The 16,539-nt window shown below is 65.4% G+C and carries 16 protein-coding genes; 2 read left to right on the top strand and 14 right to left on the bottom strand.

Annotated features, from left to right (window positions below):
* Positions 1-8 precede the first annotated feature (8 nt).
* The 10 genes from hflX to ndk all read right to left on the bottom strand — a co-directional run bounded on the left by hflX (position 9) and on the right by ndk (position 10,715).
* Positions 9-1,184: a GTPase HflX gene (gene hflX / locus ABY44_RS28570; RefSeq protein ID WP_027787240.1), complete on the bottom strand. Its 1,176-nt coding sequence runs from the start codon at positions 1,182-1,184 to the stop codon at positions 9-11.
* Between the two features lie 72 nt (positions 1,185-1,256).
* Positions 1,257-1,496, bottom strand: coding sequence for an RNA chaperone Hfq (gene hfq / locus ABY44_RS28565; protein ID WP_006399927.1), 240 nt, complete (start codon positions 1,494-1,496; stop codon positions 1,257-1,259).
* A 155-nt stretch (positions 1,497-1,651) separates the two neighbouring features.
* The gene (der, locus tag ABY44_RS28560) at positions 1,652-2,989 is read right to left on the bottom strand and encodes a ribosome biogenesis GTPase Der (protein WP_027787239.1); all 1,338 of its coding nucleotides are present in this window, start codon (positions 2,987-2,989) and stop codon (positions 1,652-1,654) included.
* A 265-nt stretch (positions 2,990-3,254) separates the two neighbouring features.
* Positions 3,255-4,400 carry an outer membrane protein assembly factor BamB gene (bamB, locus tag ABY44_RS28555; protein ID WP_042977620.1) on the bottom strand — a complete coding sequence of 382 codons (1,146 nt, stop codon included), beginning with the start codon at positions 4,398-4,400 and terminating at the stop codon, positions 3,255-3,257.
* A gap of 41 nt (positions 4,401-4,441) precedes the next feature.
* Positions 4,442-5,071 carry a tetratricopeptide repeat protein gene (locus tag ABY44_RS28550; protein ID WP_027787237.1) on the bottom strand — a complete coding sequence of 210 codons (630 nt, stop codon included), beginning with the start codon at positions 5,069-5,071 and terminating at the stop codon, positions 4,442-4,444.
* Between the two features lie 55 nt (positions 5,072-5,126).
* Entirely contained in the window at positions 5,127-6,467 is a 1,341-nt protein-coding gene (gene hisS / locus ABY44_RS28545) for a histidine--tRNA ligase (protein WP_027787236.1), read from the bottom strand.
* A 16-nt stretch (positions 6,468-6,483) separates the two neighbouring features.
* Positions 6,484-7,788 (bottom strand): flavodoxin-dependent (E)-4-hydroxy-3-methylbut-2-enyl-diphosphate synthase, encoded by a 1,305-nt coding sequence (ispG, locus tag ABY44_RS28540; RefSeq protein WP_027787235.1) that lies wholly within the window; start codon positions 7,786-7,788, stop codon positions 6,484-6,486.
* Between the two features lie 112 nt (positions 7,789-7,900).
* Positions 7,901-8,929 carry a helix-turn-helix domain-containing protein gene (locus tag ABY44_RS28535; protein ID WP_027787234.1) on the bottom strand — a complete coding sequence of 343 codons (1,029 nt, stop codon included), beginning with the start codon at positions 8,927-8,929 and terminating at the stop codon, positions 7,901-7,903.
* A 165-nt stretch (positions 8,930-9,094) separates the two neighbouring features.
* The gene (gene rlmN, locus ABY44_RS28530; RefSeq protein ID WP_027787233.1) at positions 9,095-10,234 is read right to left on the bottom strand and encodes a 23S rRNA (adenine(2503)-C(2))-methyltransferase RlmN; all 1,140 of its coding nucleotides are present in this window, start codon (positions 10,232-10,234) and stop codon (positions 9,095-9,097) included.
* 55 nt (positions 10,235-10,289) lie between these two features.
* Complete coding sequence (ndk, locus tag ABY44_RS28525) at positions 10,290-10,715, bottom strand: nucleoside-diphosphate kinase (protein ID WP_011352265.1); 426 nt, start codon at positions 10,713-10,715, stop codon at positions 10,290-10,292.
* 249 nt (positions 10,716-10,964) lie between these two features.
* On the opposite strand from ndk, the gene ABY44_RS28520 reads away from it, so the two are divergent.
* Positions 10,965-11,663, top strand: a complete 699-nt coding sequence (locus ABY44_RS28520; protein WP_006761414.1) for a Bax inhibitor-1/YccA family protein — start codon at positions 10,965-10,967, stop codon at positions 11,661-11,663.
* Between the two features lie 65 nt (positions 11,664-11,728).
* Here the strand turns inward: ABY44_RS28520 and rlmD are convergent, their stop codons facing one another.
* The gene (gene rlmD / locus ABY44_RS28515) at positions 11,729-13,183 is read right to left on the bottom strand and encodes a 23S rRNA (uracil(1939)-C(5))-methyltransferase RlmD (RefSeq protein ID WP_034195763.1); all 1,455 of its coding nucleotides are present in this window, start codon (positions 13,181-13,183) and stop codon (positions 11,729-11,731) included.
* Between the two features lie 151 nt (positions 13,184-13,334).
* Here rlmD and ABY44_RS28510 point away from each other — a divergent pair, with 151 nt between their 5' ends.
* Positions 13,335-14,189, top strand: a complete 855-nt coding sequence (locus ABY44_RS28510; RefSeq protein ID WP_060174297.1) for an endonuclease/exonuclease/phosphatase family protein — start codon at positions 13,335-13,337, stop codon at positions 14,187-14,189.
* A 30-nt stretch (positions 14,190-14,219) separates the two neighbouring features.
* On the opposite strand, the gene ABY44_RS28505 is transcribed toward ABY44_RS28510, so the two are convergent.
* From ABY44_RS28505 to ABY44_RS28495, 3 genes are all read right to left on the bottom strand, one after another.
* On the bottom strand, positions 14,220-14,996 hold the full coding sequence (locus tag ABY44_RS28505) for a 3'-5' exonuclease (RefSeq protein WP_021163110.1): 777 nt from the start codon (positions 14,994-14,996) through the stop codon (positions 14,220-14,222).
* Between the two features lie 3 nt (positions 14,997-14,999).
* Positions 15,000-16,088: an RNA polymerase sigma factor RpoS gene (gene rpoS / locus ABY44_RS28500; protein ID WP_027787230.1), complete on the bottom strand. Its 1,089-nt coding sequence runs from the start codon at positions 16,086-16,088 to the stop codon at positions 15,000-15,002.
* Between the two features lie 11 nt (positions 16,089-16,099).
* A partial coding sequence (locus ABY44_RS28495) for a murein hydrolase activator EnvC family protein (RefSeq protein WP_431642845.1) occupies positions 16,100-16,539 on the bottom strand: 440 nt, incomplete at its 5' end.

Here is a 16,539-nt window from a genome sequence, read left to right as displayed (position 1 = left end):
GGGACCGGTTAGCGCCCGTGTTCGGAAATCGTGTGGTCTTCGTGTGGTTCAGCGGGGGCGCCGTCGAGCGCGCCGTCGGGTAACGTCGCGCCGGAAAGGTGTTCCGCGGAGGCGATTTCGGCGATGGCGGCACGCAACGCGTCAAGACCCTGACCGGTGCGCGCGCTCAAAAAGACGCGCGAAATATTACCATACTCGTCCCGCTCGACCGCGTCGCCGCGGGCCGCCAGCTCAGGCACGGCGTCGATCTTGTTGAACACCAGTACCTGCCGGATCGTGTCCGCGCCGATCTCGTGCAGCACGCCGTTGACCTGCTCGATCTGCTCGAGCCTGACCGCGCTCGATGCATCGACCACGTGCAGCAGCAGATCCGCGTGAATCGTTTCCTCGAGGGTCGCGCGGAATGCGGCGACCAGTTGGTGAGGCAACTCGCGGATGAACCCGACCGTATCCGACACGACGATCTGGCCGACCTCGTCGCCGAGATACACGCGCCGCGACGTGGTGTCGAGCGTGGCGAACAGCTGGTCGGCCGCATAGGCCTGCGCTTTCGTCAGCGCATTGAACAGCGTCGACTTGCCCGCGTTCGTATAGCCGACCAGCGACACCGACATCGTGCCGCTGCGCGCGCGTTGCCGGCGTTGCGTGCTGTGTTGCCGGCGCAGCCGGTCCAGCCGCGACTTCAGCATCTTGATGCGCTCGCCGATCAGCCGGCGGTCGGTTTCGAGCTGGGTTTCGCCAGGGCCGCGCAGGCCGATACCACCCTTCTGCCGTTCGAGGTGGGTCCACGCGCGAATGAGTCGCGTCGACAGGTACTGGAGCTGCGCGAGCTCGACCTGCAGCTTGCCTTCGTGGCTACGGGCGCGCTGCGCGAAGATGTCGAGGATAAGGCTGGTGCGATCGACCACACGCCTGTTAAGTGCCTGCTCCAGATTACGTTGCTGGGCCGGCGCCAATGCGTGATTGAAGATGACGATTTCGACGTTGTGCGCGTCGCAGGCGAGCCGGAGTTCTTCGGCTTTGCCGCTGCCGATGAACATCTTGGCATCGGGACTGGAGCGACGACCCGTGAGGGTGACGGCGGGACGGGCCCCCGCACTGGAGGCGAGAAGACTGAGTTCTTCGAGACTGGCTTCGAAATCGGTCTTGCCGAAATCGATGCCGACGAGCGCTGCGTTGATCAAATTTTCGGGTGTCAAGATAAGGCGGCTGGCATCGGTCGCTCGCGGCGACCGGATGCCGGCCGCTGCGATAGGTTAGGACGAGGCTTCCGCGTCCGGGTGGAAATTCACCGGGCGCGCCGGCACGACCGTCGAGATGGCGTGCTTGTACACCATCTGGGTCACCGTATTACGGAGCAACACGACGTACTGGTCGAACGATTCAATGTTCCCTTGAAGCTTGATGCCATTGACGAGGTAGATCGAAACGGGAACGTGCTCTTTGCGCAGTGCGTTCAAAAACGGGTCTTGTAACAATTGCCCTTTGTTGCTCATGGCGTACTCCATCTTTTTTTGCAGGTTGATCTGGATTGGCGGCGAAGAAAAAGAGATCCGGCGCCAATCGCTACACTATAGCCGATTTTGCCTGGCCCACCCGGGGCATAGGCCGTGCGGCCTACCCCTTGTGTAACGCGTGTAACAGGCGTGCTTCAGCTCTTGTCCGCGTACGGATTGTTCGACGAACGGAACTCTATGCGCAATGGAGTCCCTGTCAGTGAGAAAGTTTCGCGGAACCGGTTTTCCAGGTAACGCTTGTACGTTTCCGTCACGGCGTCGAGCGCGTTGCCGTGGATGACGATGATCGGCGGATTCTGGCCGCCCTGGTGCGCGTAGCGCAGCTTCGGACGCACCGGGCCGCGACGGCGCGGCTGCTGGAACTCGACTGCCTCGATCAGCGCGCGCGTGAGCTTCGGCGTCGGCAGCTTCGCCATTGCCGCCGCGTACGCGTCGTCGACCGAGCGCATCAGCGTGCCGATGCCGGTCTTCTTCGTGGCAGAAATGAAGTGCGATTTCGCGAAGTCGAGGAATTTCAGCTTGCGGGTCAAATCCGCTTTCGCCCGATCGCGCGCATGCTCGTCGAGCCCGTCCCACTTGTTGACGCCGATCACGAGCGCGCGACCCTGTTCGACGACGAAGCCGGCGATGTGCGCGTCCTGGTCGGAAATGTCCTGCTGCGCATCCAGCAGAAGAATGACGACGTTCGCGTCGGAGATCGATTGCAGGGTCTTCACGACCGAGAACTTCTCGATCGCCTCGAACACCTTGCCGCGGCGTCGCAGGCCGGCCGTGTCGATCAGCGTGTATTTCTTGCCGTTACGCTCGAAGTCGACGTAGATCGAATCGCGCGTCGTGCCCGGCATGTCGAACGCGATCACGCGATCCTCGCCGATCAGCGCGTTGACGAGCGTCGACTTGCCGACGTTCGGGCGGCCGACGATCGCGATCTTGATGCCGCGCGACGGATCGTTGTCGTCCTCTTCCGCCGGCCGGTCCGCGTACGCGACCTCCAGCGCCTCGTTGATCATGTCGGTCACGCCGTCGCCGTGCGCGGCCGAGATCGCGCGCGGATCGCCGAGCCCGAGCTCGTAGAAGTCGGTCGCGACCGCCGTGTACTTCATCCCCTCGGCCTTGTTGACGACCAGGAAGATCGGCCGGCCGGTCTTGCGCAGGTAGTCGGCGATCGACTTGTCCTGCGGCGCGAGCCCGTTGCGGCCGTCAACGATGAACACGACGACGTCGGCTTCCTCGACGGCCTGGCGCGTCTGGCGCGCCATTTCGTGCAGGATGCCGTCCTTCGCGACGGGCTCGAAGCCGCCCGTATCGACGACCAGGTACGGCCGCTCGCCGACGCGCCCTTCGCCGTAATGGCGATCGCGCGTCAGGCCGGGCAAGTCGGCGACCAGCGCATCACGCGAACGCGTGAGCCGGTTGAACAGCGTGGATTTCCCCACATTGGGGCGCCCAACGAGGGCAATGACCGGTTTCATCTGTGTTTTCTACGGTGAAGCGCAGCAGCGGGAGGCCCGCTGCTGCGGGCGGCTGCGCTGAATGAAAATATCACGAATTCGCGCCGCGCCGGACGCGCGCGCCAGGCGCGCGATGCGCGCCAGGCGCGCGATGCGCGCCGTCGTCTTTCGTCTCGAACTGCCTTTCAAATACCGAGCGGCCGGGAGCACCGGCCGCCTTCAAGTCGCGCGACCACGGCGCGCGGGACAAGCCCGTCGCGCCGCGGCCGCGCATGTTTCCTGCGCGTCAGCGCGGACGGAATCCGTACAGGCCGCCGTCCTTCGTCTGCACGACGAGCGTATTGCCCGCGAGGACCGGCGCCGCCGTGATCGCGCTGCCGTCGGTCTTCATCCGCGCGATGAAGCTGCCGTCTTCGCGCGACAGGAAGTGCACGAAGCCCTTGTAATCGCCCATCACGACCGCGTGCCCGAGCAGGTACGGCACGCCGACGTCGCGGCTCTTCAGCTTGTCGTTGCGCCAGAGCTGGTTGCCCGAAGCGGCATCGTACGCGGTCACGACCGACCAGTCGTCGCCGCCGGCAACGACCGAGTCGTCCTGCGCGAGGCCGCTGCGGCTCGAGAACGGCTTTTCCCACAGCGGGCGCCCCGAGTTCGCATCGAAGCAGCCGAGCTGCCCCTGGAACGTCACCGCGCAGGCTTCCGCGCCCACAAGCGTCGGCGGGCCGCTGACGTCGTTGATGCGCTCGACCTCGGTCACGCCCTTCGGGAACGACACCGGCGTCTGCCAGAACGGCTCGCCCGTCTGCAGGTTGATTGCGACCAGCCCGCCGCCGGGGAAACCCGCCAGCACCGCCGCGTCACCGGCAAACGTCATGCCGGCCGACACACGCAGGTTCAGCGGCACCGCGCGGTTGCGGTAGTTCCACTTCTGCTCGCCCGTCTGCGCGTTGAACGCAACCACCTGGCCGTCGATCGTGCGGACGACCACCAGGCCGTTGCCGACGAGCGGCGGCGAGAAGATCTCGCCCTGCACGCTGGTCTTCCACAGTTGCTTGCCGTCCGGGCCCAGCACGAACACGCCGCCCTTCAGCGCGCCGACCGCGGTCAGGTTGCCGTCGCTGCCGACACCGGCCGACAGGTCGGAGCCAACCTTCGCGCGCCAGACCGTCTGGCCCGTCTTCGCGTCGATCTTCTCGACCGAACCGTTTTCGCCCGCCGCATAGACGGCGTCGCCCACGGCCACCGGCGAGAACAGGTAACGCCCGCCCTTGCCGACGCTCGCCTTCCAGACCTGTTGCACGTCCATCACGGGCTTGAACTCGGTGAGCGGCGTCGGCACGCGGCGCGCGTCCTTCGACGACGAGCAGGCCGCCAATGCGAGGACAGCCGCCGCGCAGGCAACGGGCACAGCGTAACGTTTCAGCAAATTCATCGGTTAGCGAAGCAGAGTTAAGAGGTTGAGGGGACCGGGGTTCAGCCGCCGAGCGCGTCCAGCTTGAACTGCACGAGCTGGCGGGCAGACTGGTCGTCCTTCGACAGGCCGTCGAGCGCGAGCTTGTATGCGGCGCGCGCGTCGTCGGTCTTGCCTTGCGCGGCAAGCAGATCGCCGCGGCGATCGGCCACGAGGCCCTTGAATGCATCGACCGGCGTACCCGACAGCAGCGCGAGGCCCGCGTCGTACGCCTTCTCGTCGAGCAGCAGCGACGCGAGGCGCAGCTTCGCGATCTGCTTGTACTCGTCATCCTTGGCGTGATCGACGGCCCATTGCAGCTGCGCCTTCGCACCTGCCGTGTCACCGGCCGCGTACAGCGTCTTCGCGGCGGAAAGCGCCGTCATCTGTGCATACGGCGTGCTGCCGAACTTGTCTTCCATGTCGGCGGCCGCGCGAGCCATCGTCGCCTTGTCGTTCGCGGCGGCAGCCTTCTGGACCTGTTCGTACAGCCCGGACGCCTCGGCAGCCTGACGGCGCTGCCAGTAGTTCCAGCCATTGAAACCGGCCGCGACGACGAGCGCCGCGAGCACGATCCACGTGGTGAGGTTGCCCCAGCGGGCCCACCACGCCTTCAGACTTTCAATCGATTCTTGTTCGTCGTGATAACTCATCGGCGAGCGATTCCTTCCTGTTCAGGCCTTTCTTGTCGAGCGGATGCCAGCGCGATCAGTCGTCGCCGTCTTCGGCGGATGCAACCATCGCATTGATTAGGAATTCGGTCAAGCCTTCGACCGGTACGGTCTGCTGAACGTTCTTTTCCCCGTCTCCGCCCGCACCGCGCAGCGCCTTCACGCCCACCGTACCGTTCGCAACCTCCTCTTCGCCGAAGATCACCGCGAACGCGGCGCCACTGGCGTCGGCCCGTTTCATTTGCGACTTGAAGCTCGCCGGCGCGCCGTCCGCGCTGCAGTGGAAGATCACGTCGAGGCCCGTATCGCGCAGGCGCTCGGCCGCGATGAACGCCTGTTCGCGCGCGGTCTCGCCCTGGTGCACGACGTACACGTCGACGCCTTCCTGCTCGGGCGCGAGATCTTCTTCCTTCAGCAGTTCGAGGATCCGCTCGATGCCCATCGCCCAGCCGCACGCCGCGGTCGGCTTGCCGCCGAGCTGCTCGATCAGCGGATCGTAGCGGCCGCCGGCCGCGACCGTGCCCTGCGCGCCGAGCTTGTCGGTCACCCACTCGAACACGGTCAGGTTGTAATAGTCGAGACCACGCACGAGACGCGGGTTGATCTTGAACGGGATGTTGTTCGCGAGCAGCAGGCGCTGCAGCCCTTCGAAGTGTGCGCGCGATTCTTCGCCGAGGAAGTCGATCAGCTTCGGCGCGTTCTGCGCGATTTCCTGCAGCGCGGGATTCTTCGTGTCGAGCACGCGCAGCGGGTTCGTATACAGACGGCGCTTCGCATCCTCGTCGAGCACGTCGGCGAACTGCTCGAGGTACTTGATCAGTTCGACGCGGTGCGCGGCACGCTCTTCGGCGAGGCCGAGCGAGTTGATCTCGAGCTTGATGCCGGTCAGGCCGAGGTCATCCCACAGGCGCTGGCACATCATGATGATCTCGGCATCCGCATCGGGGCCCGCGAAGCCGAGCGCCTCGACGCCGACCTGGTGGAACTGGCGATAGCGGCCGCGCTGCGGACGCTCGTGACGGAACATCGGGCCGATGTACCACAGGCGCTTCGGGCCGTCGTACAGCATGTTGTGCTCGATCGACGCGCGCACCACGGCCGCGGTATTTTCCGGGCGCATCGTCAGGTTCTCGCCGTTCAGCGCGTCGGTGAAGCTGTACATCTCCTTCTCGACGATGTCCGTGACCTCGCCGATACCGCGCGTGAAGAGCTGCGTGTGCTCGACGATCGGCGTGCGGATGTTCTGGTAGCCGTATGCGCGCAGCAGCGATTTCACGGTGGCTTCGAAGAACTCCCAAAGGCCGGCATCCTGCGGGAGGATGTCGTTCATGCCCTTGACGCCGGTGAGCTTCTCGATCTTGCGTTTTTGTTCAGTCATCGTGTGTGTGGACGAATTAGTTCAGGGCCTCGGTACGGCCGTAATTGCGTGCGACATAGTCGCTGACGATCTGCTGGAATTCCTCGGCGATCCGCTCGCCGCGCAGCGTCTTGACCTTCTCGCCGTCGATGAAGACGGGCGCGGCCGGGTTCTCGCCCGAACCCGGCAGGCTGATGCCGATGTTTGCGTGCTTCGATTCGCCCGGGCCGTTGACGATGCAACCCATCACCGCGACGTTCATCTTCTCGACGCCCGGATACTCCTTGCGCCAGACCGGCATCTGTTCGCGCAGGTAGGTCTGGATCTGCATCGCGAGCTCCTGGAACAGCGTGCTCGTCGTACGGCCGCAGCCCGGGCACGCGATCACCATCGGCGCGAATGAGCGCAGGCCCATCGTCTGGAGGATTTCCTGGCCGACGATCACCTCGCCCGTGCGCGATGCGCCCGGCTCCGGCGTCAGCGAGATGCGGATCGTGTCGCCGATCCCTTCCTGCAGCAGCACACCGAGTGCAGCCGTCGAAGCCACGATGCCCTTCGAGCCCATGCCGGCCTCGGTCAGCCCGAGGTGCAGCGCGAAGCCGCAGCGGCGGCCGAGTTCGCGGTACACGGCAATCAGGTCCTGCACGCCGCTGACCTTGCACGACAGCACGATACGGTCGCGGCCGAGGCCCAGTTCGACCGCGCGCTCGGCCGAGCCGATCGCCGACTGGATCAGCGCCTCGTACATCACGCTCTGCGCATCCCACGGCTGCGAACGCGCACCGTTCTCGTCCATCATGCGCGCGAGCAGATCCTGGTCGAGACTGCCCCAGTTCACGCCGATCCGTACCGGCTTGTCGTACTTGGCCGCGGCCTCGATCATCTGCGCGAACTGCGTATCGCGCTTCGCGCCCTGGCCGACGTTACCCGGGTTGATCCGGTACTTCGACAGCGACTCGGCGCAGCCCGGGTAGTCACGCAGCAGCAGGTGGCCGTTGTAGTGGAAATCGCCGACGAGCGGCACGGTCACGCCCATGCGGTCGAGCTGCTCGCGGATCGCCGGCACGGCGGCCGCGGCCTCGGGCGTGTTGACCGTGATGCGCACCAGTTCGGAGCCCGCGTTCGCGAGTTCCTTGATCTGGATTGCCGTGCCGATCGCGTCGGCCGTGTCGGTATTCGTCATCGACTGCACGCGCACCGGCGCGTCGCCGCCGATCGTCACGAGCTGCCCGCCCCAGCGGACATCCACCGCATGCGATACGCGGCGCGGCTGATGCCCGCCGAACACCGGCTCGGTTGAACAAATCTGACTGCTGCGTGGGGATTGAGCTTCGGATTGCATCGATAGATCCATTTACGCGGAATGCGCCGCGACGCGGCGCATGAATTGAAAAAGCGCCGTGCCCTCACGGCCTGCCGATATCGACGACAGGCCTTCGCCACGGCGCTTGACGTCAGGGCAACGTGAACCGCGCCACGTTACCCCGCGCTGCCGAATATTTTGCCGGATCGACGGGTTTTCCGTCGAACGCAACGGTGTCGAGGCCCGCCTTGTTGCCGATCGTGACCTTGAACGGGCCGTCGCCCGCGACCTGCTTCGCCTCGCCGCCGCGTACCAGCCCGGAGAACAGCTCCTTGCCGCTCTTGTCGCGCACGCTGAACCAGCTGTCCTGCTTGACCTTCAGTTCGACCATCGACTGGCCGGCCGCGACTGCGACGCTCGCCGGCTGAGCCGGCGCGGCAGCGCTTGCCGCCGTCGTCGCCACGACAGGCTGCGATGCGGCGGCCGTCACGGCCGGCGCCACCGGCGCGGGCGCCGGAGCTGCCGACGCAATAACCGGTGCCGGCGCAGCAGATGCAGCAGCCGGGGCCGGAACCTCATTCGCGACCACGGCAGCCGCCCCGCTCGAGGCCGCTTCTTCGACGGTTGACGAGGATGCCGCCGCCGGCACGCTCGCGGCCGACGCATGCTCCGCGTCGCCGCTCTTGAAACGCGCGAGCAGGCTCGACGAATCGCCGCCAGTGTGCCACATCAGTACGGCGACCACCGCGACGACGACGATCGCCGTGCCCCACAGCCACGGATGATGCCGCGACGATCCGCCCAGCGGAATCGATACGCGGCCGCGCGGCAGATCCGTCCCCGACGACGCGGGCATCGACAGGTCGACTTCCGGCACACCGCGCTCACGGCGCAACGCCTGCGCGAACGGTTCCGGATCGACGCCGAGCATCTTCGCGTAGCTGCGTACGACGCCGAGTGCAAACGTCACGCCGGGCAAATGACTGATGTCACCCGCCTCGAGCGCCCGGAGCTTCTGCGGTGCGACCTTGAGTCGCGCCGACACGTCGTCGACGGTCCACCCTCTTGCCTCCCGAAGCTGCGCCAGTCGGCTGCCGACCGCCGCAAGCGATTCCAACCCTGCCGGTGCCGGCTTCGCGCCATTCGTCTCTGCGCCGTTAGACGGCTGCGGCTCACTCATCCTTGTCCTCGCGTCGATTCTTCTTCACTGGCGGCCGCCACCGGTTCCCGCCGGCCGGCACCCGCAACTGTCCATACCATGCGCGACGCCGTGGCGCCGCGACCGATCGCTATTCGCGTGTTGTACCGCCCCAAAGGCGCTGGCATCCCCGGCCAGGCGCCCCTGTCAAATCGCCCGAACCTCGATGATTTTCCCTGCTGCGCCCGTTCGTTCCGCGAGGCGCGTGCGATCCTTCACTGCGCCGGCCAGCTGGCCGCACGCGGCATCGATGTCGTCGCCGCGCGTCTTGCGCACGGTCGTGACGACACCCGCGTCGATGAGAACCTGTGCAAAGCGCTTGATCTGCTCCGGTTTCGAGCGGATGAGGCCCGATTCCGGAAACGGATTGAACGGGATCAGATTGAACTTGCACGGCACGTCGCGCGTGACGGCCAGCAGTTCGCGTGCATGCGCTTCGGTGTCGTTGACGCCGTCCAGCATGCAGTATTCGAAAGTAATGAAGTCGCGCGGCGCGACTTTCAGGTAGCGCTGGCAAGCCGCCATCAGCTCGCGCAGCGGATACTTCTTGTTGAGCGGCACCAGCTCGTCGCGCAGCGCATCGTTGGGCGCGTGCAGCGAAACGGCCAGCGCGACCGGCAACTCGGCGCCAAGGCGGTCCATCATCGGCACCACGCCGGACGTGGACAGCGTGACGCGGCGGCGCGACAGGCCGTACGCGTTGTCGTCGAGCATCAGCCGCATGGCCGGCACGACCGCGCTGTAATTCAACAGCGGCTCGCCCATGCCCATCATCACCACGTTGGTGACGACCCGCTCGGCCTTGCCGTTCGGGCCGGGTGCGCGACCCAGCGACGCTCGCAATGCAAATTCGGCCATCCGTAGCTGGCCGATGATTTCGGCTGTCGACAGGTTGCGGGAAAAACCCTGCTTGCCCGTCGAACAGAAGCGGCAGTTCACCGCACACCCGGCCTGCGACGACACGCACAGCGTGCCGCGCGTCTCTTCCGGGATGAACACGGTTTCGACCGCATTGCCGTTTCCGACGTCGATCAGCCACTTGCGCGTGCCGTCGGTGGAAACGTGATCGCTGGCGATCTCGGGCATGACGATCGACGCGCGGCCCTTGAGCTTCTCTCTCAAGGACTTCGCAAGGTCGGTCATGCCGTCGAAATCGCCAGCGTTGTACTGGTGGATCCAGCGCTGCAACTGCTTGGCGCGGAACGGCTTCTCACCGAGGCTGCCGCAGTACGCGACAAGACCCTCGGCATCGAAGTCGAGAAGATTGACGGAAGTTTCGCTCGTCATGATGTGCTGCCTTGCCGCGTGCGCTGAATCCTGCCTACTTGCTGCCAGCCAGGGCTTAGCGCGAGTAAACGTTCATTTCCGGGAAGAAGAACGCGACTTCGACCGCTGCCGTTTCCGCAGCGTCCGAGCCGTGCACGGCGTTCGCGTCGATGCTGTCGGCGAAGTCGGCGCGGATCGTGCCCTTTTCCGCCTTCTTCGGATCCGTTGCGCCCATCAGGTCGCGGTTCTTCAGGATCGCGCCTTCACCTTCCAGAACCTGGATCATCACCGGGCCCGAGATCATGAAATCGACGAGGTCCTTGAAGAACGGACGCGCTGCGTGAACCGCGTAGAACTTCTCTGCGTCAGCACGCGACAGATGTGCCATGCGCGATGCGACGATCTTCAGGCCGGCGCCTTCGAAACGGCTGTAGATCTGGCCGATCACGTTCTTTGCCACCGCATCCGGCTTGATGATCGACAGGGTGCGCTCGATTGCCATAAAAACTCCAAGAAATTAAGAAGTTACAGGTTCAAATGAATCCGCTATTGTAGCACGATCCCGTGTATCATTGCGATTGAACCCTTACACGCATGAAAGGTTCAGAATCCATATGTTTTGTGCCGCCCGGCCATTGAAACCTCCCGGCACGGAACGTATCTTAGCCATAGCTGCTCCGGTTTGCTGCGCCGCACACCGCGCGCGCCGAACCGGCCCCGGACGCCCACGCGTTCAATGTTAGGAGAAACCATGAACGACTATCCGTACAATTTCGGCCGCGGCGGTTCCGTCAGCACCGCCGAGGTTCGCAACCGCGTGCTGCGGAACACGTACTGGCTGCTCGCGCTATCGATGGTGCCGACCGTGCTGGGCGCCTGGGTCGGCGTCGCGACGGGCTTCTCTCTGTTCGCGGCCACGAGCCCGATGATGAGCCTGCTCGCGTTCTTCGCGATCGCGTTCGGCTTCATGTTCGCGATCGAGCGGACGAAAAACAGCGCGGCCGGCGTGTTCGTGCTGCTCGGCTTCACGTTCTTCATGGGCCTGATGCTGTCGCGGCTGCTGAGCTTCATCCTCGGCTTCTCGAACGGCCCGTCGCTGATCATGCTCGCGTTCGGCGGCACCGGCATCATCTTTGCCGCGATGGCGACGATCGCCACCGTCAGCAAGCGTGATTTCTCGGGGCTCGGCAAGTGGCTGTTCATGGGCGTGATCGTCATCCTGCTTGCATCGGTCGCGAACATCTTCCTGCAACTCCCGGCGCTGATGCTCACCGTGTCGGTACTCGCGATCGCGATCTTCTCCGCCTACATGCTGTTCGACGTCCAGCGCGTCGTGAACGGCGGCGAGACGAACTACATCTCGGCGACGCTCGCGATCTACCTCGACCTGTACAACGTGTTCACGAACCTGCTCGCGCTGCTCGGCATCTTCGGCGGCAACCGCAACTGACGTTCGCCACGCATCATGAAAAAACCGGCCCGCGGGCCGGTTTTTTTACGTCCACCGCCCGGAATTCAGTCGCGCTCGAACAGTGCGATCGATTCGACGTGCGACGTATTCGGGAACATGTTCACGACACCGGCGCCCTTCAGGCGGTAGCCGGCCTCGTGCACGAGCAGGCCCGCGTCGCGCGCCAGCGTCGACGGGTTGCACGACACATAGACGATGCGCTTCGGCAGCGGGCCTTCACCGCTCTGCGCGATCTCGGCCAGCGCCTTCGATACCGCGAGCGCGCCTTCGCGCGGCGGGTCGATCAGGAACTTGTCGAATGCGCCGAGCGCGCGGATGTCGTCGCCCGTCACTTCGAACAGGTTCCGGCACGCGAACGTCGTGTGACCGTCGACACCGTTTTCGCGCGCATTCGCCAGTGCGCGCGTCGTCAGCGTGTCGCTGCCCTCGATGCCCATCACCTCGCGCGACAGCCGCGCGAGCGGCAGCGTGAAGTTGCCGATCCCGCAGAACAGGTCGAGCACGCGATCGTCGCGGGACGGCGCGAGCAGGCGCAGCGCGCGGCCCACCAGCACGCGGTTGATCTGATGATTGACCTGCGTGAAGTCGGTCGGCTTGAACGGCATGCGGATACCGAATTCCGGCAGCGTGTAATCGAGCGACACGTCGAGCGGATAGAACGGCGTCACCGTATCGGGGCCCTTCGGCTGCAGCCAGAACTGCACCTTGTGCTCGTCCGCGAACGCGCGCAGCAGCGCTTCGTCGTCCGTGTTGATCGGTTCCAGCACACGCAGCACGAGCGCCGTGACTTCCGAGCCGACCGCGAGCTCGATCTGCGGCATCCGATCGCGAATCGACAGCCCCTCGACGAGCCGGCGCAGCGGCACCAGCATCGCCGACACGTGCGGCGGCAGCACTTCGCAGCTCGTCATGTCGGCCACGTAGCTGCTCTTCTTCTCATGGAATCCGACCAGCACGCCGCCCTTCTTCGCAACGTTGCGCACGGTCAGGCGTGCACGGTAGCGATAGCCCCACGACGGGCCGTGAATCGGCGCGAACATCGTTTCCGCGCGCAGCTTCGCCAGGTGCCACAGGTTGTCTTCGAGCACGCGCTGCTTGACCGCCACCTGTGCGCGCATGTCGAGATGCTGCATCGAGCAGCCACCGCAGGTGCCGAAGAACGCGCATTTCGGCTTCGTACGCATCACGCTCGGGCGCAGAATGTCGACAACCGTCGCCTGCTCGTAGCTCGGCTTGCGGCGGAAGCTCGAATAGGTCACGCGCTCACCCGGCAGCGCGCCCTCGACGAAGATGACCTTGCCCGGCTCGCCGTCCTCGGTGATCGTGCGGCCGACACCGCGCGCTTCCATGTCGAGCGATTCGATCTCGAGAACCGGGGCGATTCCGGGCGCGACGGGCGCATTTCTTGATTTGCGCGCAGAAGTGGGGACGGCTTCGGACACCAGCTTTTCCTGACAAACGTTGAAGAAGGCGAGATTGTAGACGACGAAGGCCCGCATCGCCCGCTTTGCATGAGGCAGGCGTCCATACTTGAGCATAGACCGCACGGCATTGCGCCGGAATGCCCAGGCACGCAACACGCCCGGGCGGGCGCTGCGAAGCCGAGCGGGTGCCCCCGGGCCTGGAATCCGCCCGGCAGGAGTTTCGACCATGCGACTGATCGACTGGAACATCCAATGGGGTCGGGACGCGGACGGCGTCGTCGATCTTTCGCGCACCGTCGCGGCGATCCGCGGGCTCGGCCACTTCGACGTGCTGTGCCTGCAGGAGGTCACGCGCGGCTTCGGCACATTGCCCGGCCGGCCCGGCGCCGACCAGTTCGCCGAACTCGCGGCGCTGCTGCCCGGCCATACGATCATCGAAGCGATCGGTGCCGACCTGCCGCCGATCGAAGCCGGCGCACCGCGTCGCCAGTTCGGCAATGCGATCGCGACCCGGCTGCCGGTCGGGCGCGTGCTCCGCCAGTTGCTGCCGTGGCCGGCCGACGCCGGTGCGCCGTCGATGCCGCGCGTCGCGCTCGACGTCGAGCTGCAGGCGCCCTTCGGGCCGCTGCGCGTGGTCACCACGCATCTGGAATACTATTCGGCGCGCCAGCGGCTCGCTCAGGTCGACGCGCTGCGCGACCGGCACCGCGAGGCCTGCGCACACGCGGCACGACCAGCGCCCGCCGAAACTGCCGAGGGGCCGTTCAGCACGACCGCCCAGCCGTGCGATGCGATCGTCTGCGGCGATTTCAACAGCGCGTTCGGCAGCGATGCCTATTGTCGATTCCTGGCGCCGATCGCAGACGCGCCGCGCTTCGTCGACACATGGGTTGCCCGGCACCCCGGCCGCACGCCACCGCCGACGGCGGGCGTCTACGATACGGTGCAATGGTCGGAGGGGCCGCTTGCGTGCGACTTCGTATTCGTGACCGATACGCTGCTGCCGCGCGTGATGCGCTGCGAAATCGACGGCGACGTCCGCGCATCGGATCACCAGCCGGTGCTGCTCGAACTCGATTGATCGCGCCGGCCTCGGCGCACCCCGCCCGCGCTACGCGGTGAAGCCAGCGAGGTATTCGGCCCAGTGCGACGCCGGCTCCTGCGCAAGCGAGTTCTTCACGAGCAGGATCTCGTCCGCATATTCGCTCGGCGTCAGGCCGCCGCGCATCAACTGGAACCGGCAATACAGCAGGTAGGTATTGACGACGTCGGTTTCGCAATAGTTGCGGATTTCCTCGATCCGCCCGTCCAGGAACGCCGGCCACACCTGGCTGCCATCCATCCCGAGCTTGCCCGGAAAGCCGCACATCTTCGCGAGTGCGTCGAGCGGCGCGTTCGCGCGCGCCTGATACATCGCGAGCACATCCATCAGGTCGGTATGCCGCGAGTGATAGCGCGAGATGTAGTTGTTCCACTTGAATTCGCGGTCGTCCTCGCCGAGATCCCAGTAGCGGGTCGCGGGAATGCCGTGCACGAGCGCGCGGTAATGGAGCACCGGCAGATCGAAGCCACCGCCGTTCCACGACACGAGCTGCGGCGTGTATTTCTCGATCACGCGGTAGAACGATTGGATCAGCGTGGCTTCGTTGTCCTGCGGCGTGCCGAGCGAGCGTACGCGAAACCCGTTGTTGTCACGGAACACACACGAGATCGCCGCGATGCGCTGCAGGTGGTGCGGCAGGAAATCGCCACCGGTCTTCTCGCGGCGCGCGGCGAACGCATGTTCGGCCACCGCGGCATCGTCGAGCGTCGCGGGCAGGTCTTCCAGACGGCGAATGCCGTCGACATCGGGAATCGTCTCGATGTCAAAAACAAGAATCGGAGTCATCAGTTACAGAACGGCGTCCTTGCGCACGCCGTTGGAGGCGAAAAACCGCTTGAGGCGCACCAGCGCTTCCTGCTGGATCTGGCGCACGCGCTCGCGCGTGAGCCCCATCTCGTCGGCCAGCTCCTCGAGCGTCGCCGGTTCGATGTGATTCAGGCCGAAGCGGCGCTCGATCACGTGGCGGTGCTTGTCGGACAGCCGCGACAGCCACGCGCGAGTGAGCGTCTCGAGTTCGCGGTGCTGCACTTCGGCGTCGGGCGACTGGCTCTGGTCGTCGGGCAACAGGTCGAGCAGGCTGCTCGCGGGATCGAGGTCGAGCGGCGCGTCGAGCGACGCCGTGTGCTCGTTGAGCGCGAGGATGTCGGTGACTTCCTCGGCGGTCTTGCCGGTGAGATAGGCGATGTCGTCGATGCTGGCTTCGCGGCGCTCGGCCGCTTCGCCCGTCGACATCGAATTCTTTTCGAGGTGGCGCTTCGCGCGCAGCACCTGGTTCAGTTCGCGGATCACGTGCACGGGCAGGCGGACCGTGCGGGCCTGGTTCATGATCGCCCGCTCGATGCTCTGGCGGATCCACCACGTCGCGTAGGTCGAAAAACGGAAGCCGCGCGTCGGGTCGAATTTTTCGATCGCATGCATCAGGCCGAGGTTGCCTTCCTCGATCAGGTCGAGCAGCGGCACGCCACGATTCAGGTATCCCTTCGCGATGCTGACGACGAGGCGCAGGTTGCGCTCGATCATCACCTGCCGCGCCTCGAATTCACCGGCCTTGGCCAGACGCGAATAGCGCTGCTCCTCCTCGACGGTGAGCAGCGGCTTCACGCTGATGCGGTTCAGGTAATGCTGGATCGTGTCGGCCGTGAGTTCGGCCTGCAGCAGCGTGCGGAAATCGTCGACGTCGGGCGACGCCTCGGCCCGGCCTTCGCGCTCGTCGTCGCCACCGTCCGCCTCGGCGTCGCGCGCCTCGAGATCGCGTTCGTTATCCGCGTTGTCGTCTTCGTCGTCCGTCGAAGCACCTGCTCGCCCCACCGATGCTTGCGTGGCACGACTGATCTTCTCAGACTCGGCTTGCGGCTCGTGGCGCTTCGATTTCGGCATGGTCGTCTCGGTTATTGAGGCGGCAAATACTTCAGCGGATCGACAGGCTTACCCTGCCGGCGAACCTCGAAATGCAGCATCACGCGGTCGGAGTCGCTGTTACCCATCTCGGCGATCTTCTGCCCCTTCGTCACCGCGTCCCCCTCTTTTACCATCAAAGCGCGATTGTGTGCATACGCCGTGAGGTAAGTTGCATCGTGTTTGATGATAATGAGGTTGCCGTAGCCACGCAGGCCATTGCCGGAATAGACGACGCGGCCATCGGCTGCCGCTTTCACGGCCTCGCCGGCCGTACCGCCGATATTGACGCCCTTGTTCTTCGCGTCGTCGAACCCGTTCAGCACGGGGCCGCGCGCCGGCCACGCGAACGTCACGGGGCCGCTCGGTGCAGCTGCCGTGTCGCTCGATGCGGCTGCCGCGGCGGGCGGCGGCGCGACCGACGACGTACCGG

Origin of the sequence: Burkholderia sp. ZZQ-2 (genome assembly GCF_050768715.1) — a bacterium.
Classification (GTDB): domain Bacteria; phylum Pseudomonadota; class Gammaproteobacteria; order Burkholderiales; family Burkholderiaceae; genus Burkholderia; species Burkholderia cepacia.
This window is presented reverse-complemented; position numbering and strand designations above follow the sequence as displayed.

What these genes read in the sequence shown, in the direction of transcription:
- rlmN (WP_027787233.1), bottom strand. Translation starts at nt 10,234, where the DNA reads ATGACGAGCGAAACTTCCGTCAATCTTCTCGACTTCGATGCCGAGGGT.
- hfq (WP_006399927.1), bottom strand. Translation starts at nt 1,496, where the DNA reads ATGAGCAACAAAGGGCAATTGTTACAAGACCCGTTTTTGAACGCACTG.
- ispG (WP_027787235.1), bottom strand. Translation starts at nt 7,788, where the DNA reads ATGCAATCCGAAGCTCAATCCCCACGCAGCAGTCAGATTTGTTCAACC.
- ABY44_RS28535 (WP_027787234.1), bottom strand. Translation starts at nt 8,929, where the DNA reads ATGAGTGAGCCGCAGCCGTCTAACGGCGCAGAGACGAATGGCGCGAAG.
- rlmD (WP_034195763.1), bottom strand. Translation starts at nt 13,183, where the DNA reads ATGCGGGCCTTCGTCGTCTACAATCTCGCCTTCTTCAACGTTTGTCAG.
- ndk (WP_011352265.1), bottom strand. Translation starts at nt 10,715, where the DNA reads ATGGCAATCGAGCGCACCCTGTCGATCATCAAGCCGGATGCGGTGGCA.
- rpoS (WP_027787230.1), bottom strand. Translation starts at nt 16,088, where the DNA reads ATGCCGAAATCGAAGCGCCACGAGCCGCAAGCCGAGTCTGAGAAGATC.
- ABY44_RS28505 (WP_021163110.1), bottom strand. Translation starts at nt 14,996, where the DNA reads ATGACTCCGATTCTTGTTTTTGACATCGAGACGATTCCCGATGTCGAC.
- ABY44_RS28510 (WP_060174297.1), top strand. Translation starts at nt 13,335, where the DNA reads ATGCGACTGATCGACTGGAACATCCAATGGGGTCGGGACGCGGACGGC.
- bamB (WP_042977620.1), bottom strand. Translation starts at nt 4,400, where the DNA reads ATGAATTTGCTGAAACGTTACGCTGTGCCCGTTGCCTGCGCGGCGGCT.
- der (WP_027787239.1), bottom strand. Translation starts at nt 2,989, where the DNA reads ATGAAACCGGTCATTGCCCTCGTTGGGCGCCCCAATGTGGGGAAATCC.
- hisS (WP_027787236.1), bottom strand. Translation starts at nt 6,467, where the DNA reads ATGACTGAACAAAAACGCAAGATCGAGAAGCTCACCGGCGTCAAGGGC.
- ABY44_RS28550 (WP_027787237.1), bottom strand. Translation starts at nt 5,071, where the DNA reads ATGAGTTATCACGACGAACAAGAATCGATTGAAAGTCTGAAGGCGTGG.
- ABY44_RS28520 (WP_006761414.1), top strand. Translation starts at nt 10,965, where the DNA reads ATGAACGACTATCCGTACAATTTCGGCCGCGGCGGTTCCGTCAGCACC.